The following is a 24,312-nucleotide window of genomic DNA, read 5'->3' as shown; positions in this document are numbered from 1 at the left end:
GCCCCGGCAACATAGCGGTTAACTATTACTTGGGTGCGAGATTCTCCAGCACCACTTCGGCGACCGCCTTCATGGTGGTGCGTCGGTCCATGGCCGTGCGCTGTATCCACTTGAATGCCTGCGGTTCCGATAGCCCCTGCGTCTGCATGAGCACACCCTTGGCACGCTCCACCAACTTGCGGGTCTCGAGCCGGTCCGCGAGATTGGCGACCTCCCCCTCGAGGGCCGTGATCTCGTGGAAGCGGCTGGCGGCCAACTCGATGGCGGGCACCAGATCCGACTTCGTGAACGGCTTGACCAGGTACGCCATCGCACCGGCGTCCCGTGCCCGCTCCACCAGGTCACGCTGGCTGAACGCGGTCAGAATCACCACGGGGGCAACGCGTTTCGAGGCGATCTCGGCGGCGGCATCGATCCCGTCCCGCCGCGGCATCTTGACGTCCATGATCACCAGATCGGGACGCAGTTCCTCGGCCAGGTCGACCGCCTGCTGGCCGTCACCGGCCTCACCGACGACGTTATAGCCCTCCTCGGAGAGCATCTCGACGAGATCCATCCGGATGAGGGCCTCGTCCTCGGCGACCACCACCCGCTTGGGGGCGGACGGCGCGGAGTCCTTCTTCGCGCCCGCGCCCCCTGCTGTCGTTCCCATAGATAGACCCCTGTCGCTTCCGATAACCAACACCGACGCTGCTCGTCCGACGCCACCCTCGCCGACCGGCACGCATCCGAGTAACCCAAAGACTACCGTCCACCTCCGCCCACAACCCATCTACCCAGCGCAAACCGACCAGTATCACAACGTCACCCCCCGATCCCCGGCGTGGTTAGGTCCCCAGCCAGATCACCCGCTATAGTTTTCACCCGGTGCGCCGGGTTGGCGGAACTGGCAGACGCGACGGTCTCAAAAACCGTTGTCCGAAAGGACGTGTGGGTTCGAGTCCCACACTCGGCACCAAGGTCAGGGGCCGTTTCCGAGATCAGCGGAACGGCCCCGTTCTCATGCGGTCCGCAGCAGTCCGCGCGGCGGCGTCCATCGCATCGGCCACCGCATCGAGATCGTCCGAGAACAGGTGCCCGTACGGGTCCAGGGTCAGCTTGGGCGTCTTGTGCCCCAGCATCCGCTGCACGACTTCGATATTCGCTCCGGCACCGATCGCGGCGATGCCGCGGCGAGATGCGAACAACCAGTCAGGACAATCAACCGGGGACATCGAGTGCCGAGGGGCACCGATACCATCGCCACGTATGAGCACCGAGCCGGTTTCGCGCCTGGCGGCTCCGCGCGTTGCCGCCGGGGCGATCATCGTGCGGGAGTCGTCGGTTCTGCTGGTGCGGCCCACTTACAAGGACCACTGGGATATCCCCGGTGGATATGTCGAGATCGGTGAGTCTCCTGCGGACGCCTGCCGCCGGGAAATCCGGGAGGAGTTGGGAATCACCGTGCGCGACTTGCGTTTCGCGGCGGTGGATTGGGCGCCGGACAGGGCGGGCGACAAGCTGCTCTTCCTCTTCGCGGCACCCGAACTCGATGGTGTGGATGTCGCTCGGTTGCGATTTCCCGATGGCGAGTTGGCCGAGGCTCGTTACGTGCGACTGCCGGATCTGGAGCGATATACGGTGCCGCGGCTGGTACGGCGGATCAGAGCAACGGTTCGAGTTATCGACTCGGGCGGGTTTCCGATCTATCTCGAGAATGGGGAATGAGACGGGGCCTGCTCCCGCGACGGTCAGGTAAGGCACACGACGCCACCACACTTCCAATTCATTTCATCGCTTCCGCAACCCACTCCGAAGCGAGATGTGCAATACCCCTGCGCCACTACGGCTTCCCGCGCAGCGAACCAGTTCAGGGTGACTCAGCGCCCGAATATCCCTTCGAGGCGGTTGCGGGAGCCGGGGTGGAGGAGGCGGGCGACGCTTACGAGGCCCGTGGCGGACCAGGTGCGGCGGCGGATGAGCAGGCAGGGTTCGGTGGGGGTGATATCGAGGTGGCGGCATTCGTCCGATGTTGCCAGGACGGCTTCGACTATGTGTTCACCGCGGATCAGCGGGGCCACGCGGCTGAGGTAGTCGTTGGGGGTGATGGCGGTGAAGTCCTGGGCCAGGTAGTCGGGGGCGGCGGTGGGGCTGACGTAGCGGTCCTCCAGCTGGATCGGCGTGCTGCCCTCGTAGTGGACGAGGATGGAGTGAAACGCTGTGGCACCGAGGGAATCTCGCAGATGGGTGTGGTCGGGGGCGATGGTCTCGGCGCGGACCAGGATCACCTCGGTGTGGTGGCGGTGGCCGCGTCTGGCGATGTCGTCGGCGATATTGCGGACCTCGAACAGAGGCGAGGACGCCTTGGCGCCGCCGACGAAGGTGCCCACTCCCGCCGTACGCACGATCAGGCCCTCGGCGGCGAGTTCGCGCAGGGCACGGTTGACGGTCATGCGGGACAGGCCGGTGGCGGCGACGAGCTGATGTTCCGACGGCACCTGATCTCCCTCCACCCAGCGGCCCGAGCGGATCTGCGCGGACACCAGGTTCTTGACGCGCTCATAGGCGGGCACGGCCTCGCCGCCCGACTGTTCGAACAGTGCGGCGAGTTCGCCGTCGACCGCCGCCATACCGCCCAACCGCTCCTCGCCCATCCATTGCTCCGGCCCCGCAGCCTACCGGCCACACCACAGCCCTTGACGGCTGTATATACAGGAATATACAACTGGACGGTGACGGCACCGCTTCCGGCGCGTCGCAGGTGTCTATCGCCCACGGCGGCGAGATCGGCATGGGACGCTCGACCACACCGGAGGCGTGGGCAGCGCGGCGCGGGCAGCTCGCTCGAGGCGGAAAGGAATTCACCGTGGCATCGTTCGTCGTCTCGAATATCGGGACGCTCGTCACCAATGATCCGGAACTCGGCGCGGGGCCACTCGGGGTGCGCCGCGACGCGGCCATCGCCTTCGCCGACGGGCGGGTGCGCTGGGTGGGCGACAGCGCCGCCGCGCCCGCCGCCGACCTCGGGATGGATCTCGGCGGGCGAGCGCTGCTGCCCGGCTTCGTGGAGAGCCACTCGCACCTGGTGTTCGCCGGGGATCGGGCCGAGGAGTTCGCGGCGCGCATGACCGGGACGCCGTACACGGCGGGCGGTATCCGCACCACCATCGAGGCCACCCGCGCCGCCGACGACACCCAGCTGGAGAACACGGTGCGGCGACTGATGGCCGAGGCACTGCGTTCGGGCAGCACCACCGTCGAATGCAAGACCGGGTACGGGCAGACCACCCGTGACGAACTGCGCGGCGCACTGGTGGCGGGACGGTTCACCGAGGAGGTGACCCTGCTCGCCGCCCACGTTCCACCGCCGGAATACGCGGGCCGGGCCGACGACTACGTCACCATGGTGTGCGATGAGATGATCGAAACCGTTGCACCGCACGCCACATGGATCGACGTGTTCTGTGAGCGCGGCGCATTCGACGAGGAGCAGTCCCGCGCGGTGCTCCGGGCCGGTGTGGCGCACGGGCTGGTGCCGCGGGTGCACGGCAATCAACTCGGCACCGGACCGGGAGTGCGACTGGCCGTCGAGATGGGGGCCGCGTCGGTGGACCACGTCACCTATGTGACCGATGCGGATGTCGACGCGCTCGCGAGCAGTTCGACAGTGGCGACATTGTTGCCGGGAGCCGACTTCTGCACCCGCAACGCCTACCCCGACGCCCGCGCCCTACTCGACGCCGGTGTGACGGTGGCCCTGGGCGCGGACTGCAATCCCGGCACCAGCTACACCACCAGCCTGCCGTTCTGTATCGCGCTCGCGGTGCGGGAGATGAAGATGAGCCCCGAGGAGGCGGTGTGGGCGGCCACCCTGGGTGGCGCGAAGGCGCTGCGCCGCACCGATATCGGACGATTGAGCATCGGCGCCCGCGCCGATGCGCTCGCGCTCGATGCCCCGTCCTATCTGCACCTCGCCTACCGGCCCGGGGTGGCGCTGGTGCGCGAGGTCTGGAAGGACGGCGATCTCGTCGGACGCCACACCGCGTGACCGGTCGACTCCGCTCACGTCGCCCACCCACGGCCGCATTCGCCGAGAATTAGCTATCAATACTTCCGGTAACGGAAACCATTCCGAGCGAGATGGAACCATGCGTACGAATCCCCCACCCCGAGCAGGAGGCATGGATGCGCCGGACCTCGAAGTCCCTCATGATCGCCAGCCTGTTGCCCGTCGTCGCGGCAGCCGGTTGCGCCAGCGACGACGCGACGACGAACTCCTCGCCGACCGGCACGACATCCACAACCACCACGACAGGGCCGACCGCCACCGGCAACGAGGATCCCGGTGAAGCGACCGGTGCGGAACGCATTCCGCTGGGTCAGACCAAGGTCGTGATCATGCCCGCCGACGCCGTCCTCGATATCAAGGGGCTCCAGGAGTGGGACCGGTCCGCACTGCGGTGCACCGCGACCAGCGCATCCGGCGAGGAGATCGAACTGCTGCCCCCGCCCGCCGACGCCGAACCCGAGCAGGGCGCACAGGGCGCGACCTGGGTACCGCTGTGGACGGTCGGCGCGACACCCGGTGAACTGACCATCGGATGCAGCGACCCCGAGGGAAGGATCCCCGACAGCGCGACCAGCTTCGTGCGGGTGGTGCCGCGCGGCATCTGGTTCGGCTGAGCCCGCCCCCTGGCGGCCCGAACCTCTCTGGCGGCGCTCAGTTCGGACGGCGCGGGCGGAAGGCGTCGAGCAGCCAGGGCGCGCGGCGGTGATGCGGGCGATAGCGGTTGGCCCACAACGGATTCGATTCGTCGCGACGGTACACGGCGAGCTCGCCGGCGATGGCGTAGCGCAGGTGGGTGGTATCACCGATGACCTCCCCGTCGGTGGCGAGGGCCTCCGGGGCGGGCAGCTGCACCAGCAGCTCCGGCAACTGGCGTTCGCCGTAGACCCGACTGTGGCCGATGGCCCCCAGCAGCAGCGCCACCACCGCCCGTGCCCGCGACCAGCGCAGGTCGGCGCGCAGCCAGCGCACGTCGAGCAGTCCGGAATCGAGGCGGTCGCGGAAGGCGGGCACCGCGCCGTGCGGGTGATACGGGCCGTTGCCGACGAACAGGAACCACACCCGCTGCCAGCGGCCGTCCAGACAGATCTCGATGGGTTGGGCGCGACGCAGCGTCACCACCAGGGCGGCGGCGAAGGCGGGCCACTTACCCCAGCGGTGCTGCCAGCGCTCACGCAGCCGCACCAGTTCGGGATAGGTGCCGATGCTCGAGGTGTTGATGAGATGGCGGGTGTGCGTCTCGCCCTCGGCCTCGTATTCGACGCTGGCGATATCGACGGCGACCGCCTCACCCACCCCGGTCGCGTCGATGACCTCGCGCAGGTCGTACACGCCGAGGTCGCGGGCGAAGTGATTGAGGGTGCCGGTGGGGATGACCACCAGCGGCAGTTCGTGGCGCAGCGCGACGGCGGCCACCGAGGCGACCGTGCCGTCACCACCGGCGACGCCCACCGCCAGCACCGGCGCCTCGGCGTCGGCGATGGCGCGGGTGAGCTGTTCCGCGGCATCCAGGTCGCGCTGGGTGCGCAGGACGGTGGCGGCGGGCAGCGCGGCGCGAATGTCGTCGGTCGGGTCGTAGTCGGGGTCGCCGGAGACCGGGTTCACCATGACGACGAGGCCCTTGCCCTCCACCAGCACGGGGGCCTCCCGCACCGGACGGGCCAGCGCCTCGTCGGATTCCCGCACCGGCCACCAGCGCCGGGTGGCCAGCGCGATACCGGAGCCGACCGCCGCGCCGACCAGCACATCGGAGCCCCAGTGCACGCCGGTGTGCACCCGCGAATAGGCGACGGTGGCGGCCAGCGGCGCGACCGCCAGCGCGGTGCGGGGACTTTCCAGTGCGACGGCGGTGGCGAAGGCCGCCGCGCAGGCGGCATGCCCGGAGGGAAAGGACGACGATGTCGGCGCGGGCACCAGCCGCCGGTACATCGGCAGCACCTCGGCGGCCGGACGGCGGCGGGCGATGAGCGTCTTGAGCCCGACGTTGACGGTGAGACTGGCCCCGGCCACCGAGGCCACGCCACGCATGGCCGCACGGCGTGGTGCGCCCTTGCGTGTTGCCAGCAGGGCCGCGATACCCAACCACAGCATGCTGTAGTCGGCACTGTTGGTCAGTCGCAGCAAACCGCTGTCCATTCTCGACGCGGGCAACTGCGCCACGGCACCCTCGATCGTTCGATCGAATCGGCCGACCTTCCGGAATTTGCTACGCACCCAGCTACTCACCAGCTCGACATTACCGATTCCCCCGGCACGACACCGTGGTGGGCGGATTCACCCCTGCAACAACAGTATTCGGCCACGCGCCGCCGCGCCACCGCCGTGGTGGCACCGTGGAACCCCGATCGGTTCACCCCGGCCGAACGGGGCCGCCGCTGGACCGAGCGCGCGTCCGCCCGCCACCGAGGCGCAGGGGTGAACGCAGCGGTGCCCGCCGCCGACACCCGGCCGCCTGCGTGGGAGCGGTGGCGCGCGCCGATATATTCGGCGGGAAAGGGCACGGCCACACGCGGGCGGCCGTTCGAGGTGCGGCCGAAGCCGGACAGCCGTCGAACACCGAAAGGCGATATGCACTGGGATCAGATGACCGACACGGTCGAGGACCTACGCAAGCGGGCGACGCGGCTGCGGCGCGGCGTCGGACAACTCGGGGTACTCGAGTCGATCATCGACGCGGCCGACGGGCCGTGGCTCGGGGCCATGGACGCCGATGGGCGCGGGGCGGCGGAGCTGCGCATGCACCTGGTGGGGCGCTACCGCCTCACCGTCGTGGTCACCAGCGCCGGGAAGATCAGCCACGTGCAGCTGAACACGCCCGTCGCGGGGGCGGCCGGTGAGCGGGTGCTCTCCCCCAAGCCCGCCCTGCGCAAGGGCTGGGACGAGCACGAGAAGATGCCCAAGCAGCCCGCGTGGCTCGACTACGTGGTGGAGTGGGTGGAGAACGCCAGCGGCGCGGTGGGCCGCCACGCGATCGTGGAGTGGCGGCTGCGCGGAGCCGACCGCCAGCTGGCCGCCATGAACGACACCATCGACACCCTGCGCGCCAACCTCGTCGAGCGTGAGGCCGCCCGCGACGAACTCGCGGCCGAGGTCGCTGGGCTGCGCGCCGAATTGATCACCCTGGTGGAGGAACTGGAAGGGGTGATCTCCCGCAGCCGGGCCGAGGACGCGGCCGCCACCGCGAACGACGCCGTCACGCCGGAGACCTCCGAGCCCGAGGCCCCGCCCGCCGTCCCCGAAAACCTTGCGCAGGAGGCAGAGTCGTCCCCGACCCCGCGGGCGGCCGGGCCACAGCCGCCCGCCGCCGAGGCGGGGACGCCCGAGCGCACCGCGAACGCGGACCCGGTACCGCTCCCGACCGCGAGCGGACAAGTTCCACCCACACCGGAGCCGGAGTCCCGAACAACCCGACCCACACCAGCGCCAGAGTCCCGAACAACCCGACCCACACCGGAGTCCGAGGCGGTACCGGCCCCCTCGGAGTCCGAGCACACACCGCGCTCCCCCGCACACGTGTCGGAGTCCTTGCCGCCCCCGCGCACTCCCGGGTCCCGGCCGCCCGTCCGCGAGGCGGACTCGCCCGAGCGCACTCCGGACGCCGGGCCGCAATCGCACTCGGCGGAGGTCGGGCAGGCTCCGCCGACGCCGGAGCCCGAGACGACCCGCCCCGTATTCGAGTCCGAGGGGACACCGTTCCCCCCGGTATCCGACCACTCGCCGCGCACATTCGCCGCCACAGCGCAGGAAACCCGCGCGCCCGACATGACCCGGCACGCACCGGACGCCGAGCTGGCTTCGGCTGCTCCCCCGGCTGTACCGCCGTCGGTACCGGAGCTCCCGCCGCATGCATCGGTCGGCGACGCGCCGGAGCATGGGGACGGATCAGTGGGCGCCGGTGCCGAGCCGGGGTCGTTCCGGCTCTGACCGTGGAGCCGAGCGGGATGCTGTGGAGGGGTTTCGTCGTTGTCGTCATCCGTGGACAGTGCATCCGAGCGGCGGCGGGAACAGCTGCGGGAATTCTTGCGGAGTCGGCGGGAGCGGTTGACTCCCGGTGATGTCGGGATGCCGGTGGTAGGGCGGCGGCGGACGCCGGGGTTGCGGCGGGAGGAGGTCGCGGTGCGGGCCGGGGTGGGGGTGTCCTGGTATACGTGGCTCGAGCAGGGGCGGGATATCACGGTGTCGGGTGAGGTGCTGGACGCGATCGCCGGGGCGCTGCTGCTGAACGAGGTGGAGCGGGCGCACCTGTATCTGCTGGCGGGGTTGAATCCGCCACCGGCGGCCGGGCGCACCGAGGGTGCGTTGACCCCGGCGGTGCGACAGCTGCTCGACGCCTGGGGGTGGCGGCCCGCCGTGCTGCGGGACCGGACCTGGAATGTGCTGGCGTACAACGAGTCCGCCGGGACGGTGTTCGGTTTAGACGACCGAGCGCACAATTGCCTGCGGACCTTCTTCACCAACCCCCGCTATCGGGCCCTGCCCGAGGTGTGGGCCGATGCCGCGCCCGCCGTGGTGGCCGCCTACCGCGCCGACGCCGCGCACTTCCCGGGCGACCCCGCCTTCGACCGGGTGATCACCGAATTACGCACGGCCAGCCCCGAATTCGCCACACTCTGGGACCGGCACGAGGTCGGGGTGCCGGTGCAGGCCGTGAACGCCCTGCGGCATCCCGAGGCCGGTGACCTGTTCTTCGACGCCACCACGCTCACCGTCACCGACCGCCCGGACTGGTCGCTCATCCTCTATGACCCGCGGCCGGGCACCGCTACCGCCGCGCGCCTGGAAACACTGCACCCGCACCTCGCCGACCGGTAGATCCGGTGCCGGTGGTCGCAATGCCCGCTGTGCAGCGCCGACCACGCACACGGTGGCCCGGCGATGTCGATGGGCGGGACGGTCCGTCAGCAGGTGGTTCGGCACCCCACGCTGCCCGCCAGCCTGGTGGTGCCACGCCTACGATAACTCCGCACTGTATCCGCCGAGCACCGCCGAGCACGCTGAAGCCATGACGCACAACAGTTTCCGCTACGACGGCAAGATCGCGCTCATTACCGGCGGCACCAGCGGGATGGGGCTGGCCACCGCGCGCCGCCTGCTCGCCGAGGGTGCGCGGGTGATCATCACCGGCCGCGACCAGACCCGCCTGGACGCGGCCGTCGCCGAACTCGGCGGCCGAGGAGCGGGCCACGCCGCCGAAGCGCGCGACGAGTTGCCGGATGACGCCCTCGAACGTGCCGGGCGGGTGCTCGGGATCCCCGGCGATGCCGCCGATCTCGCTGATCTCACCGCCTTGGCCGCCACCATCCGCGAGCGCTTCGGCCGCGTGGACCTCGTCTTCGCCAATGCGGGCATCGGCGCGTTCCAGGCCATCGACGAGGTCACCGAGGCGGAGTTCGCGCGCGTGGTCGACATCAACTTCAAATCGGTGTTCTTCACGGTGCAGCAGATGCTTCCGCTGCTGTCCGATCGGGCCGCCGTCGTCATCAACGCCTCCTTCGCCGTGCACCGCGGCGCACCCGACGCCGCCCTCTACACCGCCACCAAGGCGGCGGTCCACAGCCTCGCCCGCACCGTCGCGGCGGAGCTGGCTCCCAGGGGGATCCGGGTCAACTCGATCAGCCCCGGGTACATCGACACCCCGGCGTTCCGCGCCGAAGCCTCCCCGGAGGCGCAGGCGGCGGCCGCGTCGCTGGTCGCGGCGGGCCGGATCGGCGATCCCGACGAGATCGCCGCGGCCGTCGCCTTCCTCGGTTCCGACGAGGCCGCCTACATCAACGGCCAGGATCTGTCGATCGACGGCGGCCTGACGTCTGTCATTCCGGCGGCCATGGTGTGAGTCGCAGCGGCCGCGCGGACATGACCGCAAGGGTGAACCGCCTCGGCACCTATCTCGTATCCCCGGGGCAGAAGGCTCATCACGGAGGTCGCGCGTGCGTGTCAACAGGGTGACGGTTGATCTGTCGGAGTATCCGGATCTGGTGGTGATCTACCTCGGCATGCGCGTGCGCACGCCCCGGGGCATGCTGCGACTGCTCGGGGTGGGCCCGAAGCTGTACAGCTCGCACCGGGACCGGCCGGACGGGCTGCTGCACCACGAGGACATCGTCTGGTCGCTGTTCCCGCCGCACTGGGGTGCGCGCCAGTACTGGCGGGATCTGGAGAGCCTGGAGCGGTGGACGCGCTCGGATCCGCACCGGCAGTGGTGGCAGCGGTTCCTGCGCGATTCCGGCGGGACCGGCTTCTGGCACGAGGCGTATTTCGCGCGCGGGGGCATCGATTCGGTGTACGACGATATGACCCCGGCGACGGGGCTAGCGCGCTTCGCACCCACCGTCCCCGCGCGCGGGCGCATGTTCTCCACGCGCGGGCGCGTCCAGGCGGCCGAGCCCACCGTCGCGCCCGTGGTCGACGAGGACAGCTACTATCGGTGATCGCCCGCCGCGCCCATTCCGCCGAGGCTGGCACGCGCGATTCCGCCAGCGCCGCCACGCGCATGGCAGCGATCACCGGGCGCGCGGGAAGGCGAACGCCAACAGTGGGCGACAGACACCGAACGCGCGGATGAATATCCTGGTCGAGAGGTGTGATTCGGTCAGGAGAGCATTCCCAGTGGTGGCGAGTGCCAATACGGTTACCGCCATGCACGTCCTGTTCGTCTGCTCCGGAAATGTCTGTCGATCGGTGATCGCGGAGCGACTGACGCTCGCCGTCGCCGCCGAACACGGACTGTCCGATCTGACCGCCGAGAGCGCCGGGGTGCGCGCCCTGGTCGGATTCCCGGTGGAGCCCTTGGCCGCGGAGACCATCGCCGGACTGGGCGGCCATATCGAGGGTTTCAAGGCGCGCCGGCTGAAGCCGGAGATGGTGCGCCGCGCCGATCTGATCCTGGCCATGACCGAGCAGATCCGGGAGAAGGTGCGCGAGCTCGAACCCTCCGCCGCACCACATACTTTCACCCTGCTGGAGGCGTACCGGATCGCGAAGGTGAGCGGGGCGCGCACGGTCGCGGCCCTCAATCAGGCCCGCAATGATCTGGCCCTGGTCGGCCGGGAGAACATCGCCGATCCGGTCGGGCTGTCCCCGCAGGCGTATTGCGAAGTGGGTGACCGCATCGCGGAAGCGCTGGTCCCGCTGCTGTTGGCATTGCACGCGCATGAGCATCCGCAGGCCACCATCCACCCTCGCGCGGCCGTCGAGGAGGCTGGTGCGGCGCGACCGGCCCTGCTCCTGCTCCCCGGCGGTCGCGATTCCTCGGCTCGGCACGCGGAGGGCGCACCGCGCGAATCCGGCGCGGCATCCGAAGAACCGGTGCGATCCGGCACGGAATCGGCCGTGAGGGTTGCCGCTTCGCGGTTCTAGGCGCAGACTCACAACAGAACACCAGCGTGTCAATGGACCTGTCTGCCGCAAACGTCCGGTAAGGGGCTACACTCCCCGCGGATACTCCACCCGGTTAGACACCAGAACAGGACTGAAGGACATGCCGAAACGCATTTCGGATGTTTCGCTCCATGTTTACGTGACACCGCAGACCCTCGACCGTGTCGTGGGCACCGTCTGCCGCGTAGTGGATGAGCATGTGGCCGATCGCGATCTGTTCGCCTGGCGGTTCACGCTCCCCGTGGAAGCCGACGATCCGACCCACCGCCTGCTCGAAACCCAATGGCGGATGGACCATCCCGACACCGAACCCGGCGAGCGGCGCACCTACGAGATCGCGCTCAACCTCGTCGGCGACGCACGCCTGTTGACCAAGGCGGCCATCGCCCGACTGGAAGAGCGCCTGGTATTGGGACTGTCGGCGGACGAACCGTTCCCCTATGTGATCCGCGCCCTCCAGCGCGAGAGTTTCGACCTCGAAGAGAACCGCGAACGCCTCTGAACGACAATCGGGCCGTACCCGACCGGGTACGGCCCGACAACATTCCGGGGCGTACTTCAGCGGCGCGCCGGGAAGTGGCGGATCACGCCCTCCTGCACCGTGCTGGCCAGCAGTTCACCGGCGCGCGAATAGAAGTGCCCACGCGCCAGCCCGCGTGATCCGGCGGCCACCGGCGACTCCGTGGCGTACAGCGCCCAGTCGTCGAAGCGGAAGGGACGGTGGAACCAGATGGAGTGGTTCACCGTCGCCGCGATGATGCGGTCCAGCCCCCAGGACAGGCCGTGCGTGGTGATGATCGAGTCCAGCACCGTGGTGTCCGACGAATACGCCAGCGCCGCAACATGAATCAGCGGATCATCGGGTAGCGCCCCGTCGGTGCGCATCCACACCCGATTGTGGTTGAGCTTCTCCCCCGTGCCCTTGAGGATCCAGGCCGGATCGTTCGTGTACCGCATATCGATGGGATGCGGTGCGTTGACGAACATCTCCAGCCGGTCCTCGAGTCCGGCGAAGGTCTCCTCGATCCGCGGCAGCCCCTCCGGATCGGGCACCTCGGGCAGCGGCACCCCGTGCTCGAGGCCCTTGCCCCAGTCCTGGAAGGCCGCCAGCATGACGAACAGTTCCTGATCGTCCTGGAAGGCGGTCACCGTCCGGTTGGCGAAGGCGCGCCCGTCGCGGTGGCGGTCCACCCGGTACTCGATCGGCTTCTTGGGATCACCGCCGCGCACGAAATGCGCGTTGACGGCGTGCACCGGGCGTTCGGGTCCGACGGTGCGGCCCGCGGCGATGATCGCCTGCGAGACCAGCTGCCCGCCGAAGGTGCGGCTCCACACCTTCTCCGGATGGTGGCCGATGAAGATGTCCGGCCCGGCCTCCTCGAGGTCGAGCAGCTCCAGCAGCACTTCCAGATCGGCGGCCCGGGACAGCGCTCCCGGCTCCGCGATCTCCTCGCCCAGTGACGCACTCACCTCAGTGATCCTCCTCGCCGATACGGTGAACGTGAATCATATTGGTGGAGCCCACAGTTCCCGGCGGCGAACCCGCCACGATGACCACCAGATCACCCTTCTTGTACCGCCCGATGGACAGCAGCGCATGATCGACCTGATGGATCATCTCGTCGGTATCGGCCACCCGCGGCACGATGAAGGTCTCGGTGCCCCAGGTCAATGCCAGCTGGCTGCGGATCTCCGGCTGCGGGGTGAAGGCCAGCAGCGGCAGCGGGGTGTGCAGGCGGGCCAGGCGGCGCACCGTGTCACCGGACTGCGTGAAGGCGACCAGGGCCTTGGCATTGAGCCGCTCGCCGATATCGCGGGCGGCGTAGGAGATGACGCCGCGCTTGGTGCGGGGCACGTGGGTCAGCGGCGGCACCCGGCTGGAGGTCTCGCCCTCGACCGCGTGCACGATGCGGGCCATGGTGCGCACGGCCTCGATCGGGTACGCGCCGACGGAGGTCTCACCGGAGAGCATGACCGCGTCCGCACCGTCCAGCACCGCGTTGGCAACATCGGAGGCCTCGGCGCGGGTGGGCCGGGAATTGGAGATCATCGACTCCAGCATCTGGGTCGCCACGATGACCGGCTTGGCGTTCTCGCGCGCCATCTGGATGGCCCGCTTCTGCACCAGCGGCACCTGCTCGAGCGGCAGCTCCACACCCAGGTCGCCGCGCGCCACCATGATGGCGTCGAAGGCGAGCACGATGGCCTCGAGATTGTCGATGGCCTCGGGCTTCTCCAGCTTGCCGATCACCGGGACGCGGCGGCCGACGCGATCCATCACGTCGTGCACCAGCTCCACATCCGAGGGCGAGCGCACGAAGGACAGCGCGATGAAGTCCACGCCCAGCTTGAGGGCGAATTCCAGGTCGTCGATGTCCTTCTCGGACAGCGCCGGGACGGAGACGTCCATCCCCGGCAGCGAGACGCCCTTGTTGTTGGAGACCGGCCCGCCCTCGGTCACCCGGCACACCACGTCGTTACCCTCGACGTGGTCCACGGTCAGCCCGACCTTGCCGTCGTCGACCAGCAGCCGGTCGCCCGACTTGGCATCCGCGGCCAGTTCCTTGTAGGTGGTCGACACCCGGTCGTGGGTGCCCACCACATCGTCGACCGTGATGCGGACGACCTCACCGGTCGCCCAGAAGGTCTTCCCGTCTCCCTCGAACCGGCCGAGGCGGATCTTCGGTCCCTGGAGATCGGCGAGAATACCTACCGCGCGGCCCAGATCGTCGCTGGCCTGACGCACCTTCTTGTAGTTCTCGGCGTGATCGGAGTGCTCGCCGTGGCTGAAGTTCAGCCGCGCCACATCCATTCCGCTCTCGACGAGTTCCCGAATCCTTTCCTCGGACGACACCGCCGGTCCGAGCGTGCATACAATTTTCGTCCGTCGCATCACACGTCAACCCTAGACCTGCCCACACACTCCCGCTCACCGGGCACACCGCAACAGTGGGCGGCGGCCGGATGAACAGCGAGCGTGGCGCGCGTCACGCTTGGAGGAATGCCCAGCAACCCCTCAGCGAGCGACGTGACGCGCTAGACGAGTCTCCAGTCCGGACTGCGCGAATCCGAGGATCAGGCAGATGACCCAGTAGTAGACCGCGGCCACGCCGTAGAGGGCGAAGAAGTCGAAGGTCGGGGCCGCCGCCAGCTGGGCGGTGCGCAGCAGTTCGGTCACCAGGATGGTCGAGGCCAGCGAGGTGTCCTTCACCAGCGAGATGAGGGTGTTGGACAGCGGCGGCACCGCGATGCGGGCGGCCTGCGGCAGGATGATCATCCGCAGCGCCTGCGGATAGGTCATGCCGACCGCGTACGACGCCTCCCACTGCCCGTGCGCCACCGACAGGATGGCCGCGCGGATCACCTCGGCGGCGTACCCGCCCACATTGAGGCTGAACGCGATGACCGCCGCCGGGAACGGGTCGATCACGATATCCAGCTGCGGCAGCGCGTAGAACACGATGAACAGCTGCACCAGCAGCGGCGTCCCGCGAATGATCGAGATGTAGAACCGGGCCGGCGCGGACAGCAGCCGGACCGGCGACATCCGCGCCAGCGCCACGAACAGCGCGAGCACCAGCCCGATGAGGAAGCTGATGGCGGTCAGCGGCAGCGTCTTGGTGACGGTGGCCTCCAGCATGGGCCAGAGGTTCTGCCGAATGAGATCCCAGGTGGCGGCATCCATCTTCGGTGCGACGTCTACTTCGAGACGTCGACGCCGAAGTACTTCTCGGAGATCCGCGCCAGGGTGCCGTCGGCCCGCAACTCCGCCAGGGCCTGATTCACCTGGTCGATGAGCTCCTGGGAATCCTTGCGGGCGGCGAACACCTGCTGGGAGACCTCACCGGTCTTGCCCGCGACCCGCACCTCGTTGGTGCTGTGCTGCTTGGTGTACTCGGCCACGGCCAGGGAGTCGTTGACGGTGGCGTCCACGCGGCGGGTGTTGAGCAGCTGGATGGCCTGCACGAAGCCCTCCACGCCCTCGACCTTGCAGCCCGCGTCACCGGCCACCTTCGACCAGTTGGAAGTGGTCGACTGCGCGCAGACCTTGCCGTTCAGATCGGCCAGGGAGGCGATGTCGGTGGTGTCCTGGCGGGTGACGATGACACCCTCGGAGACGGTGTAGGGCTGCGACAGCGCGTACTTCTCGGCGCGGGCGGGGCTCGCGGTGACCTGGTTGGCGACCAGATCGAAGCGCTTGGATTCCAGGCCCGCGAAGATGGCGTCCCAGGGGGTCTGCACGAATTCCACGGAGCGGCCGAGCTTGTCGGCGACGGCGGTGATGACCTCGACGTCGTAGCCGGTGAGTGCGCCGTTGTGTTGATAGCTGAACGGAGAGTAGGTGCCCTCGGTGCCGACCTTCAGCACGTTCGGGTCGTCGTCGTTGCCACCGCAGGCGGTGAGCCCGGCGGCGGCGACGATGGCGAGTACGGCGGCGAACAACTTACGGCGCACAGTGAACCTCTCCTCGAGCGTGGGCAGGCCACGCGACAGACAACCGGTACAGGGTACGCCGGGAACCGACCGTCCGGGACCTCAACGATTGCCGTGCGCGCAAACCTGGTGCGATCGACGCCGGAGATGATAGCGACGGGCGGGCGGCATCGACGTGTCGACGCCGCCCGCCCGGGCGTGTGTCCTTCGAATCAGTCGCGCAGCGGACGACCGTAGGGATCGGGCACCTTGCCGATGAGGATGAGGATGCCGTCGATCAGACCCCAGATACTGCCGATACCGCAGGTGAGCACGGTGACCACGATCTGCCACACGGCGATCTGGTTGAAGCCCAGATAGAAGCGGCCGATACCGAAACCGCCCAGGAAGATCTGCAGCAGACCCGCGATGAGCTTCTGCTTGTCCGACAGCGGGGTGCCGTAGATGTCGCGGCCGTACGGCGCTTCCGGATCGACGCCCGGGCCGAACTGCGCGGGCGGGTAACCGCCGGGCTGACCGTAACCCGGCTGAGCGAAACCGGGCTGACCGTACCCGGGCTGCGGATACTGCGGCTGCGACTGGCCGTAGGGCTGCTGGGGTTGCTGGGGCTGCTGGGCGTACGGATCGGCGCTCTTGCCCAGATCCGGACCGGTGCCCGGCGCACCGTACTGCGGCCCTTGGCCGGGCTGCTGCTGATAGGGATCGGTCACGGTGTTCTCCTCATCGATACTGCGATACCGCGCGGGCGGTCAGGACTTGGTGTCGTCCGCGTCGCCGGACTTCGTGGGGTCGGTCTGCTCGGGCCGGGTTGCCGGGGATTCGGGCTCGGCGGTCTCGGACGGGTTATCGTCCGCGGAGCCGGTTTCGTTGTCGTCGGTCGCCGTGGGCACCGAGCCGGACGCCTTGTCCGTGGACGCCTTGTCGGCGGCTCCCTTGTCCGTGGGCTCCTTGTCGGCGGCCCCCTTGTCCGTGGCCCCCTTGTCCGCGGCACCCTCATCCGCGGCACCCTCGCCGGTGGGCTCCCCGTCCGCGGGTTCGGCCTCCTCGTCCTTCGTCAGGGTCACGCTGCCGTCCTCGGCGGTGTCACCGTCCGCGGTGGCCGTCGCGGCGGCGGTGGCGGCTCCTGCCGCCCCGTAGGCGCGCAGCTTCGACAGCTGCCACGGCCACGGGCGATGGTCCTTGGAGCGCAGTTGCTCGGCCGTTTCGCGCCCCTTGGTCGCCAGCACGAAATACGCTATCGCACAGAGGAATACGATGGCGGAGGTGAAGGAGTTGACGCGGATGCCCGCGATGTGGGTGGCCTCGTCGTCACGCAGCAGCTCCACCCAGAAGCGGCCGAAGCAGTAGACCGCCACGTAGAGCGCGAACAGGCGGCCGTGGCCGATGCGGAACTTCTTGTCCAGGTAGAGAAGTGCGGCCACGCCGAGCAGGTTCCACACCAGCTCGTAGAGGAAGGTGGGGTGCACGACCTTCTCCACCACGCCGGTGGAGACGCCGTCCATCATGTCGAGCTGACCGTTGGCATCGAAGCGCAGGTAGATCTCCAGGCCCCAGGGGACCGTGGTCTCCCGGCCGTAGAGCTCCTGATTGAACCAGTTGCCGAGGCGGCCGATGGCCTGCGCCAGCAGAATGCCGGGCGCGATGGCATCGCCGAAGGCGGGCAGCGGGATTCGGTAGACGCGGCAGGCGATCCAGGCGCCGACGCCGCCGAGCAGCACCGCACCCCAGATCCCTAGGCCACCCTCCCAGATCGCCCACCAGTCGCCGGTGGCATTCGCCCCGAAGTACTTCTGCCAGTCGGTGGCCACGTGGTACAGCCGTCCGCCGACGAGACCGAACGGCACCGCGAACATGGCCACATCGAGGACCGTGCCGCCCTCTCCCCCACGCTGCTGCCACCGCTTCTCGCCCAGCCAGATGGCCGCGACGATGCCGATGATGATGCACAGCGCATAAGCACGCAGCGGGAACGGCCCGATCTCCCAGACACCGCGCGGCGGTGAGGGAATATAGGCCAGGACGTCGGCGGCACTGCCGGACAGGACACTGTCAGCCAGGACTCGATAGGTCACGGCCCCAACCGTAGCGGAAGCGGCCCGCCACGCACGGAACGCGGGCACGCCCCGCCGACTCGGCACGCCGCGCACCGCCGCATCCGACCGCCCACCGCATGCGGATCGAACAGCTCGAACGGCCGGATGATCCGCACGGCCGGAGCCGCCCATGCGGAATCCGGAAGCCCGGATGAACCGCGTACCCGGTCGTAGCGCGGGCGTTGAGCGTGGTAGCGCAAGCGGCGAAACCCCACCCGACGAACGGGGGCGACGGCCCCGGGAGGTCCGGGTGTGGCGCGGGGCAATGTGTCGAGATCACCGCCGGACTCGCGGGCACCCGCCACGGCTACCTCGGCAACTGGCGCGGGGTGAGAAGGCCCTGGAACCGCCGCGCCGCGGTGGCGCTGGCCGACGCGCTGCGGTGGCGCTGGCCGACGCGCTGCGGTGGCGCTGGCCGACGCGCTGCGGTGGCGCTGGCCGACGCGCTGCGGTGGCGCGGCGTCGGGGTTCACCGGGCGGCCGTGGGAGATGGCAGACAAGGCATCGGCTCTCGCCCATGCCGCACTGGTCGACGTCGAGGACGCGCCCGCGGTGCGCCAACCGAGGCGATCCGGGCGACCGCCGCACCGTTGCGCGGCTAGGAAGGCACCCGCGCCGACCGCACGCCCTGTGCCAGTTCGGCCGTGAGCGAGCGCACCGCGTCCAAGCCCTGGGCGGCGGCGCTGACCAGGGCCGAGCCGACGATGACACCGTCGGCGTAGGCCGCGATCTCGGCGGCCTGGGCTCCGTTGCGCACGCCCAGGCCGACACCGATCGGGATATCGGAGTGGGTGCGGATGCGGGCGCACAGGGCGGGGGCCATATCGGAGACGGCGTCGCGCGCGCCGGTCACACCCATGGTGGAGGCGGCGTAGACGAAACCTCGTGACGCCTCCAGGGTTTTGACCAGACGCTCCTCGGTGGAGGACGGTGCCACCAGGAAGATGCGGTCCAGATTGTGGGTAGCCGACGCGATGAACCAGTCGTCGGCCTCCTCCGGAATCAGGTTCGGCGTGATCAGCCCGAGGCCGCCCGCCGCCGCGAGATCGCGGGCGAAGGTGTCGACGCCGTACTTCAGCACCGGATTCCAGTAGGTCATGACGACGGCCTTGCCGCCCGCGTCGCTGATGGCCTCCACCACCCGGAAGACGTCGCGCACCCGCACGCCGCCGCGCAGCGCCTGTTCGGCGGCCGCCTGGATGGTGGGGCCGTCCATCACCGGATCGGAGTAGGCGACGCCGACCTCGATGACGTCGCAACCGGATTCGACCATGGCGGTGCAGGCGTCGATGGACCCCTGCAGGTCCGGGTAGCCGGCGGGCAGATAGCCGATGAGCGCCGCGCGGTTCTCCTCACGGGCCGCGGCGAAGGTGTTGGCGAGATTGGACTGCTGGCTCACTGCTGCCCCTCCGGGTCGTCGAACAGCCCGAACCAGCGGGCGGCGGTGTCCATATCCTTGTCGCCGCGACCGGACAGGTTCACCAGGATGATCGCGCCCGCACCCAGTTCCCGGCCCAGCTGCAACGCGCCCGCCACCGCGTGCGCGGATTCGATGGCCGGGATGATGCCCTCGGCGCGCGAGAGCAGCAGCAGCGCGTCCATGGCCTCGGTATCGGTGATCGGCCGGTACTCGGCGCGCCCGCTGTCCTTGAGGTAGGCGTGCTCGGGGCCGACTCCCGGATAGTCCAAACCCGCTGAGATGGAATGGGATTCGATGGTCTGGCCGTCCTCGTCCTGGAGCAGGTACGAGTACGCGCCCTGGAAGGCCCCCGGGCTGCCGCCGGTGAAGGTGGCGGCATGGCGACCGGTGTCGACGCCGTCGCCCGCGGCCTCGTAGCCGATCAACCGCACGTTCGCGTCGTCGAGGAAGGCATGGAAGATGCCGATGGCATTGGAGCCGCCGCCCACGCACGCGGTGACCGCGTCGGGCAGGCGGCCGGTCTGCGCCAGCACCTGGGCGCGCGCCTCCATGCCGACGATGCGCTGAAAATCGCGCACCATCAACGGGAACGGATGCGGACCGGCGGCGGTGCCGAAGCAGTAGTAGGTGCGGTCGGCATTGGTGACCCAGTCGCGCAGCGCCTCGTTGATGGCGTCCTTGAGGGTCTGCGAACCGGAGGTCACCGACACCACCTCCGCGCCCAGCAGCCGCATGCGGGCCACGTTCAGCGCCTGCCGGGCGGTGTCGACCGCGCCCATGTAGATGACGCATTCCAGGCCCAGCAGCGCGCACGCGGTGGCGGTGGCGACGCCGTGCTGACCCGCGCCGGTCTCGGCGATGACGCGGGTCTTGCCCATACGCTTGGCCAGCAGCGCCTGGCCCAGCACATTGTTGATTTTGTGAGAACCGGTGTGGTTCAGGTCTTCCCGCTTGAGCAGAATGCGCGCGCCACCGGCGTGCTCGGCCAGTTCGGTGCATTCGAACACCGGCGACGGGCGGCCGGTGTAGTCGCGCTGCAGGCGGTCGAGCTCACCGAGGAAGTCCGGGTCGAGCCGCACCTTCTCGTATTCGGCGGTGACCTCCTCGATCACCGCCATCAGCGCCTCGGGGACGTGGCGGCCGCCGTAGACGCCGAAATGGCCGCCCAGGTCGGGCTCGTGCGCGCTCTTGTTCGCGACGCCGTCGCTGGCCTTGGGCAGGGTGTCGTTCGTCGGTGTCATCTCGTCTCTCACCGGCCCCGGCGCACCGGCTTCGGGCAGGACGGATGGGTGCCGGCCGTCACCAGCTCGGCCACGGCGGCGCGAGGATCACCGCTGGTCACCAGGCCCTCGCCGACCAGGACGGCATCCGCGCCCGCACCGGCGTAGGCCAGCAGGTCGGCGGTGCCGCGGATACCGGACTCGGCCACCCGGATGACCTCACTGGGCAGGCCGGGCGCGATGCGGGCGAACACGTCCCGATCCACCTCGAGGGTCTTCAGGTTGCGGGCGTTCACGCCGATCACGGTGGCACCGGCGGTGAGGGCGCGATCGGCCTCCTCCTCGGTGTGCACCTCGACCAGGGCGGTCATGCCCAGCGATTCGGTGCGGTCGATGAGCGAGGACAGCACGTCCTGCTCCAGGGCCGCCACGATGAGCAGGATGACGTCCGCGCCGTGCGCACGGGCCTCGTGGATCTGGTAGGGCCCGACGATGAAGTCCTTGCGCAGGATCGGGATGTCCACCGCGGCGCGCACGGCGTCCAGATCGGCCAGGGAGCCGTGGAAGCGGCGCTGTTCGGTCAGCACGCTGATGATGCGCGCACCGCCGTCCTCGTAGGCCCGGGCCAGATCGGCCGGATTGGCGATATCCGCGAGCGCGCCCTTGGAGGGGCTGGCACGCTTCACTTCGGCGATCACGCCGATCCCGTCCTCGTGCAGCGCTGCCTTCGCGTCGCGGGGCGAGGGTGCCGCCGCGGCAGCCTTCTTGACGGCCTGGAAATCCAGGAGGGCTTCCCGTGCGGCCACATCCGCGCGGACCCCGTCGAGAATCGAGTCGAGTACCGTCATCTGGCTCGAATCCTTTCTGGGGAGACGGACTTGCTGCCTGAGAATCCCCCCAGGCGCTGTCTCACCGATGCTGATAAAGAGTAAATGGCTATCTCCGCGTCGTTGACGGCGGGGGCGGTACGGGGGCTTGGTCCGGTCTCCACCGCTGTTCAGCGAGTCGGGCGACCGGCCGACCCGGTATCCGGATCATCGTGCGCGGCAGAGGTATTGGCGGCCTCGTCGGTGGGGTCGTCCCCGGCGTCGAGGGCATCCCAGAGCACTCGGCCCGACAGTTGTTCGCCGGGGACGGGCTGTGACGCGGATTCGGCGCGGCGCGGCGCCGTCTCACCGGCACGCCGCTGGTCCGTCTGAGCGGCACGCCGCTGGTCCGTCTGAGCGGCACGCCGCTGGTCCATCTGAGCGGCACGCCGCTGCGCCACCTCGGCGGCGGCCGCCGAGCGCCGGACGGCGGGGTTGTCGTATTTGCCGGACAGTCGGCCGGTATCCGATGGCATGCGCACCAGCAGCACCCCGGCCAGGAAGGCGGCGACCGCGCCCACCAGCGCCACCACGGCGGGTGCCGTCGCGGTCTGGGTGCTCACCACATGTTCCCAGTCGCGCAGTTCGGCCAGTCGACCGGCCCGCTCCGCGAGCTGCCCCTCGCCTCTGAGCAGGGCGTACTCCGGCACCGCGGCCACGGCGGCGAGCAACGCGACCACCACGCCGACGATTCGGCGCGGCCAGCCGCGGGTGGCGAAGACGGCCGCGATGGTGGCGACCAGGGCCAGCGCCAGCGGAGTGAGCGCACCGAACCAGGTACCGCCGTCGAGGTCGATATCGCGCGGCGCACCGAGTTCACTACTGACCGCGATGCTCACCCACGTCATCCGCGAGGACACCCACAGCGCCCCGGCGGCGACGGCCAGCAGCAGCACCGCCACGATGGGTTTGCGCTGGCGCGGCGTAACCGCCTGCCCCCCTTGCTCGTCCGCGGCGACACCGGCTTCGATCTCGGCGCGAATGGCGGGATCGACGGAACCTGAGGCACTTTCCCCGGCTGCCGTCGAACCACACTGCGAGTCGGCAGGATTCGCGGCGGCGAATACCCCACTGGTCGCGCCGGACGGGCCATCGTGCGAGGAGGCGGCGCGGTCGGCCGGACCGCCGTGAACATCCGCATCTCCCTCCCCCGGTGAGGTGTCCGGTTCCCGGCGGCGATCCGGGTCGGCCGCATCGCTCATAGCGTGCCGCCCTGTCCGTCCGGGCGGTAGGCGCGGACCGTCTGGGCGGCGGCGACGGCCTTGAGGACGGCCATGGCCTTGTTGCGGGATTCGACGTCCTCGTAGTCGGGGTCGGAGTCGGCGACCACGCCCGCGCCCGCCTGCACGTAGGCGATGCCGTCCTTGAGCAGGGCGGTGCGGATGCAGATGGCGGTATCGGCGTCGCCCGCGAAATCCAGGTAGCCGACCACGCCGCCGTAGATGCCGCGGCGGGTGGGCTCCAACTCCTCGAGCAGTTCCATGGCGCGCACCTTCGGCGCGCCGGAGAGGGTGCCCGCGGGAAAGCAGGCGCGCACCGCGTCGAGGGCGATGCGGCCGGGAGCCAGGCGGCCCGAGACCGTGGACACCAGGTGCATGACGTGGCTGTAACGCTCGATGTGGCGGTATTCGGTGACCCGCACGGTGCCCGGTTCGCACACACGGCCCAGATCGTTGCGGCCGAGGTCGACGAGCATGAGGTGTTCGGCGTTCTCCTTCTCGTCGGCGAGCAGCCCCTTCTCCAGCAGCAGATCGTCCTCCTCGGTGGCCCCGCGCCAGCGGGTGCCCGCGATGGGATGCGTGGTGGCGAGGCCGTCCTTCACCGTGACCAGCGATTCGGGACTGGAACCGACGATGGAGAAGGCGGTGCCGCCGGACCGGTCCGGGATGTGCATGAGGTACATGTACGGGCTCGGATTGGAGGCGCGCAGCATGCGGTACAGATCCAGCGGGCTGCCGTCGTAGTCCATCTCGAAGCGCTGCGACAGCACCACCTGGAACGCCTCGCCCGCCTCGATCTCCTTGACCAGGCGGCGCACGCCCGCACCGAACTCCTCGGAGGTGCGCTGGCGGCGGAACTCGGGCTCGGGTCGTTCGAAGACGGAGACGGTGGAATCGGCGGGGGCGGCCAGGGCGGCGGTCATGCGGTCCAGGCGGGCCACCGCGTCGTCGTACGCCTCGTCCACGCGCTCGTCGGTGCCGTTCCAGTTCACCGCATTGGCGATGAGGGTGATGGCTCCCTCGTGGTGGTCGAAGGCCGCCAGGTCGGTGGCCAGCAGCAGCACCAGCTCCGGCAGTTCGAGGTCGTCGGCGGCGATGACCGGCAGGCGTTCCATGCGGCGTACCGCGTCGTAGCCGAGATAGCCGACCAGGCCGCCGGTGAGCGGGGGCAGACCGGGCAGTCGTTCGGTGCGCAGCAGTTGCAGCGTCTCCCGCAGCGCCTCCAGGGGCTCACCCCCGGCGGGGGCGTCGGCCGGCACCTGCCCGAGCCAGGTCGCCTGCCCGTTCTCGACGGTCAGCGCGGTGGGACTGCCCGCACCGATGAACGACCAGCGCGACCACGATCGCCCGTTCTCGGCCGACTCCAGCAGGAAGGTTCCCGCCCGGTCGGCGGCCAGTTTGCGATAGGCCGAGAGAGGAGTTTCCGAGTCCGCCAACACCTTTCGAATCACCGGAACGACCCTGTGATCGGCCGCGAGCAGGCGGAACTGTTCGCGGGAGGTGGTGGTGGGAGTGGAGGAACCGCGCATTGCCCCATCATTCCAGGCCGGTCGATCGGCATCGAATCCCGCTCCCCGCACAGCCGGAGCCATACCGGCCGCGAATAACAGTGGCGGTGATCACTACACTCGCCACAC

Annotated in this window: 23 protein-coding genes, 1 tRNA gene and 1 pseudogene; 10 read left to right on the top strand and 15 right to left on the bottom strand. The window is 69.5% G+C overall.

Annotated features, from left to right (window positions below):
• Nucleotides 1-25: 25 nt before the first annotated feature.
• A complete protein-coding gene (locus tag ON31_RS11630) occupies nt 26-652 on the bottom strand; it encodes an ANTAR domain-containing response regulator (protein WP_029929050.1) in 627 nt (208 codons plus the stop codon).
• A gap of 219 nt (nt 653-871) precedes the next feature.
• On the opposite strand from ON31_RS11630, the gene ON31_RS11625 reads away from it, so the two are divergent.
• A tRNA-Leu gene (locus tag ON31_RS11625) sits at nt 872-958 on the top strand.
• A 22-nt stretch (nt 959-980) separates the two neighbouring features.
• Here the strand turns inward: ON31_RS11625 and ON31_RS35540 are convergent.
• Nucleotides 981-1,160: pseudogene (locus tag ON31_RS35540) on the bottom strand (site-specific integrase); the annotation flags it as partial.
• 88 nt (nt 1,161-1,248) lie between these two features.
• Here ON31_RS35540 and ON31_RS11615 point away from each other — a divergent pair.
• A complete protein-coding gene (locus ON31_RS11615) occupies nt 1,249-1,707 on the top strand; it encodes an NUDIX domain-containing protein (RefSeq protein WP_039812683.1) in 459 nt (152 codons plus the stop codon).
• Between the two features lie 152 nt (nt 1,708-1,859).
• On the opposite strand, the gene hutC is transcribed toward ON31_RS11615, so the two are convergent.
• Nucleotides 1,860-2,633 (bottom strand): histidine utilization transcriptional repressor HutC, encoded by a 774-nt coding sequence (gene hutC / locus ON31_RS11610; RefSeq protein WP_039812680.1) that lies wholly within the window; start codon nt 2,631-2,633, stop codon nt 1,860-1,862.
• 212 nt (nt 2,634-2,845) lie between these two features.
• Here hutC and hutI point away from each other — a divergent pair, with 212 nt between their 5' ends.
• The gene (gene hutI / locus ON31_RS11605) at nt 2,846-4,027 is read left to right on the top strand and encodes an imidazolonepropionase (protein ID WP_039812913.1); all 1,182 of its coding nucleotides are present in this window, start codon (nt 2,846-2,848) and stop codon (nt 4,025-4,027) included.
• A 137-nt stretch (nt 4,028-4,164) separates the two neighbouring features.
• Nucleotides 4,165-4,662 (top strand): hypothetical protein, encoded by a 498-nt coding sequence (locus ON31_RS11600; protein ID WP_039812678.1) that lies wholly within the window; start codon nt 4,165-4,167, stop codon nt 4,660-4,662.
• A 37-nt stretch (nt 4,663-4,699) separates the two neighbouring features.
• On the opposite strand, the gene ON31_RS11595 is transcribed toward ON31_RS11600, so the two are convergent.
• A complete protein-coding gene (locus ON31_RS11595) occupies nt 4,700-6,271 on the bottom strand; it encodes a bifunctional phosphatase PAP2/diacylglycerol kinase family protein (protein WP_051037111.1) in 1,572 nt (523 codons plus the stop codon).
• Between the two features lie 357 nt (nt 6,272-6,628).
• Between ON31_RS11595 and ON31_RS11590 the strand changes: the two genes are divergently transcribed.
• The 6 genes from ON31_RS11590 (at nt 6,629) to ON31_RS11565 (ending at nt 11,924) form a co-directional block, all read left to right on the top strand.
• Complete coding sequence (locus tag ON31_RS11590; protein ID WP_147287205.1) at nt 6,629-7,969, top strand: hypothetical protein; 1,341 nt, start codon at nt 6,629-6,631, stop codon at nt 7,967-7,969.
• A gap of 51 nt (nt 7,970-8,020) precedes the next feature.
• Nucleotides 8,021-8,857 (top strand): helix-turn-helix transcriptional regulator, encoded by an 837-nt coding sequence (locus ON31_RS11585; RefSeq protein ID WP_085996389.1) that lies wholly within the window; start codon nt 8,021-8,023, stop codon nt 8,855-8,857.
• A 190-nt stretch (nt 8,858-9,047) separates the two neighbouring features.
• The gene (locus tag ON31_RS11580) at nt 9,048-9,878 is read left to right on the top strand and encodes a glucose 1-dehydrogenase (RefSeq protein WP_039812908.1); all 831 of its coding nucleotides are present in this window, start codon (nt 9,048-9,050) and stop codon (nt 9,876-9,878) included.
• Nucleotides 9,879-9,972: 94 nt separating this feature from the next.
• The gene (locus tag ON31_RS11575) at nt 9,973-10,473 is read left to right on the top strand and encodes a monooxygenase family protein (RefSeq protein ID WP_029929071.1); all 501 of its coding nucleotides are present in this window, start codon (nt 9,973-9,975) and stop codon (nt 10,471-10,473) included.
• Nucleotides 10,474-10,681: 208 nt separating this feature from the next.
• The gene (locus ON31_RS11570; protein ID WP_081592388.1) at nt 10,682-11,401 is read left to right on the top strand and encodes an arsenate reductase/protein-tyrosine-phosphatase family protein; all 720 of its coding nucleotides are present in this window, start codon (nt 10,682-10,684) and stop codon (nt 11,399-11,401) included.
• Between the two features lie 160 nt (nt 11,402-11,561).
• A complete protein-coding gene (locus tag ON31_RS11565) occupies nt 11,562-11,924 on the top strand; it encodes a hypothetical protein (RefSeq protein ID WP_235204442.1) in 363 nt (120 codons plus the stop codon).
• A gap of 56 nt (nt 11,925-11,980) precedes the next feature.
• Here ON31_RS11565 and ON31_RS11560 read toward each other — a convergent pair whose 3' ends face one another.
• From ON31_RS11560 to ON31_RS11510, 11 genes are all read right to left on the bottom strand, one after another.
• Nucleotides 11,981-12,892 carry an acyl-CoA thioesterase gene (locus ON31_RS11560; RefSeq protein WP_244961812.1) on the bottom strand — a complete coding sequence of 304 codons (912 nt, stop codon included), beginning with the start codon at nt 12,890-12,892 and terminating at the stop codon, nt 11,981-11,983.
• Nucleotide 12,893: 1 nt separating this feature from the next.
• Complete coding sequence (gene pyk, locus ON31_RS11555; RefSeq protein ID WP_172544850.1) at nt 12,894-14,318, bottom strand: pyruvate kinase; 1,425 nt, start codon at nt 14,316-14,318, stop codon at nt 12,894-12,896.
• Nucleotides 14,319-14,438: 120 nt separating this feature from the next.
• A complete protein-coding gene (locus tag ON31_RS11550; RefSeq protein ID WP_039812670.1) occupies nt 14,439-15,107 on the bottom strand; it encodes an amino acid ABC transporter permease in 669 nt (222 codons plus the stop codon).
• A 14-nt stretch (nt 15,108-15,121) separates the two neighbouring features.
• On the bottom strand, nt 15,122-15,877 hold the full coding sequence (locus ON31_RS11545; RefSeq protein ID WP_039812667.1) for an amino acid ABC transporter substrate-binding protein: 756 nt from the start codon (nt 15,875-15,877) through the stop codon (nt 15,122-15,124).
• A gap of 191 nt (nt 15,878-16,068) precedes the next feature.
• Complete coding sequence (locus ON31_RS38380; protein WP_039812664.1) at nt 16,069-16,566, bottom strand: TM2 domain-containing protein; 498 nt, start codon at nt 16,564-16,566, stop codon at nt 16,069-16,071.
• A gap of 39 nt (nt 16,567-16,605) precedes the next feature.
• Nucleotides 16,606-17,928 (bottom strand): prolipoprotein diacylglyceryl transferase, encoded by a 1,323-nt coding sequence (lgt, locus tag ON31_RS35535; RefSeq protein ID WP_255222061.1) that lies wholly within the window; start codon nt 17,926-17,928, stop codon nt 16,606-16,608.
• A 619-nt stretch (nt 17,929-18,547) separates the two neighbouring features.
• Complete coding sequence (trpA, locus tag ON31_RS11530; RefSeq protein ID WP_039812661.1) at nt 18,548-19,348, bottom strand: tryptophan synthase subunit alpha; 801 nt, start codon at nt 19,346-19,348, stop codon at nt 18,548-18,550.
• Complete coding sequence (trpB, locus tag ON31_RS11525; RefSeq protein WP_039812659.1) at nt 19,345-20,610, bottom strand: tryptophan synthase subunit beta; 1,266 nt, start codon at nt 20,608-20,610, stop codon at nt 19,345-19,347. Before trpB ends, trpA begins: the two co-directional genes overlap by 4 nt.
• Nucleotides 20,611-20,618: 8 nt before the next feature.
• The gene (gene trpC / locus ON31_RS11520) at nt 20,619-21,437 is read right to left on the bottom strand and encodes an indole-3-glycerol phosphate synthase TrpC (protein WP_029929096.1); all 819 of its coding nucleotides are present in this window, start codon (nt 21,435-21,437) and stop codon (nt 20,619-20,621) included.
• A gap of 149 nt (nt 21,438-21,586) precedes the next feature.
• Nucleotides 21,587-22,657, bottom strand: coding sequence for a TIGR02234 family membrane protein (locus tag ON31_RS11515; protein WP_063821473.1), 1,071 nt, complete (start codon nt 22,655-22,657; stop codon nt 21,587-21,589).
• Nucleotides 22,654-24,204 carry an anthranilate synthase component I gene (locus tag ON31_RS11510; protein ID WP_081592374.1) on the bottom strand — a complete coding sequence of 517 codons (1,551 nt, stop codon included), beginning with the start codon at nt 24,202-24,204 and terminating at the stop codon, nt 22,654-22,656. The genes ON31_RS11515 and ON31_RS11510 overlap by 4 nt, the downstream gene beginning before the upstream one ends.
• Nucleotides 24,205-24,312: the final 108 nt, after the last annotated feature.

The sequence above is a fragment of the Nocardia otitidiscaviarum NBRC 14405 genome (genome assembly GCF_000308635.1).
Classification (GTDB): Bacteria; Actinomycetota; Actinomycetes; order Mycobacteriales; family Mycobacteriaceae; genus Nocardia; species Nocardia otitidiscaviarum.
This window is presented reverse-complemented; position numbering and strand designations above follow the sequence as displayed.

Coding starts and splice junctions, on each gene's coding strand:
- ON31_RS11630 (WP_029929050.1), bottom strand. CDS start 652: ATGGGAACGACAGCAGGGGGCGCGGGCGCGAAGAAGGACTCCGCGCCG.
- ON31_RS11550 (WP_039812670.1), bottom strand. CDS start 15,107: ATGGATGCCGCCACCTGGGATCTCATTCGGCAGAACCTCTGGCCCATG.
- ON31_RS11615 (WP_039812683.1), top strand. CDS start 1,249: ATGAGCACCGAGCCGGTTTCGCGCCTGGCGGCTCCGCGCGTTGCCGCC.
- ON31_RS11510 (WP_081592374.1), bottom strand. CDS start 24,204: ATGCGCGGTTCCTCCACTCCCACCACCACCTCCCGCGAACAGTTCCGC.
- trpB (WP_039812659.1), bottom strand. CDS start 20,610: ATGACACCGACGAACGACACCCTGCCCAAGGCCAGCGACGGCGTCGCG.
- ON31_RS11590 (WP_147287205.1), top strand. CDS start 6,629: ATGACCGACACGGTCGAGGACCTACGCAAGCGGGCGACGCGGCTGCGG.
- ON31_RS11600 (WP_039812678.1), top strand. CDS start 4,165: ATGCGCCGGACCTCGAAGTCCCTCATGATCGCCAGCCTGTTGCCCGTC.
- ON31_RS11570 (WP_081592388.1), top strand. CDS start 10,682: ATGCACGTCCTGTTCGTCTGCTCCGGAAATGTCTGTCGATCGGTGATC.
- ON31_RS11580 (WP_039812908.1), top strand. CDS start 9,048: ATGACGCACAACAGTTTCCGCTACGACGGCAAGATCGCGCTCATTACC.
- ON31_RS11515 (WP_063821473.1), bottom strand. CDS start 22,657: ATGAGCGATGCGGCCGACCCGGATCGCCGCCGGGAACCGGACACCTCA.
- trpC (WP_029929096.1), bottom strand. CDS start 21,437: ATGACGGTACTCGACTCGATTCTCGACGGGGTCCGCGCGGATGTGGCC.
- hutC (WP_039812680.1), bottom strand. CDS start 2,633: ATGGGCGAGGAGCGGTTGGGCGGTATGGCGGCGGTCGACGGCGAACTC.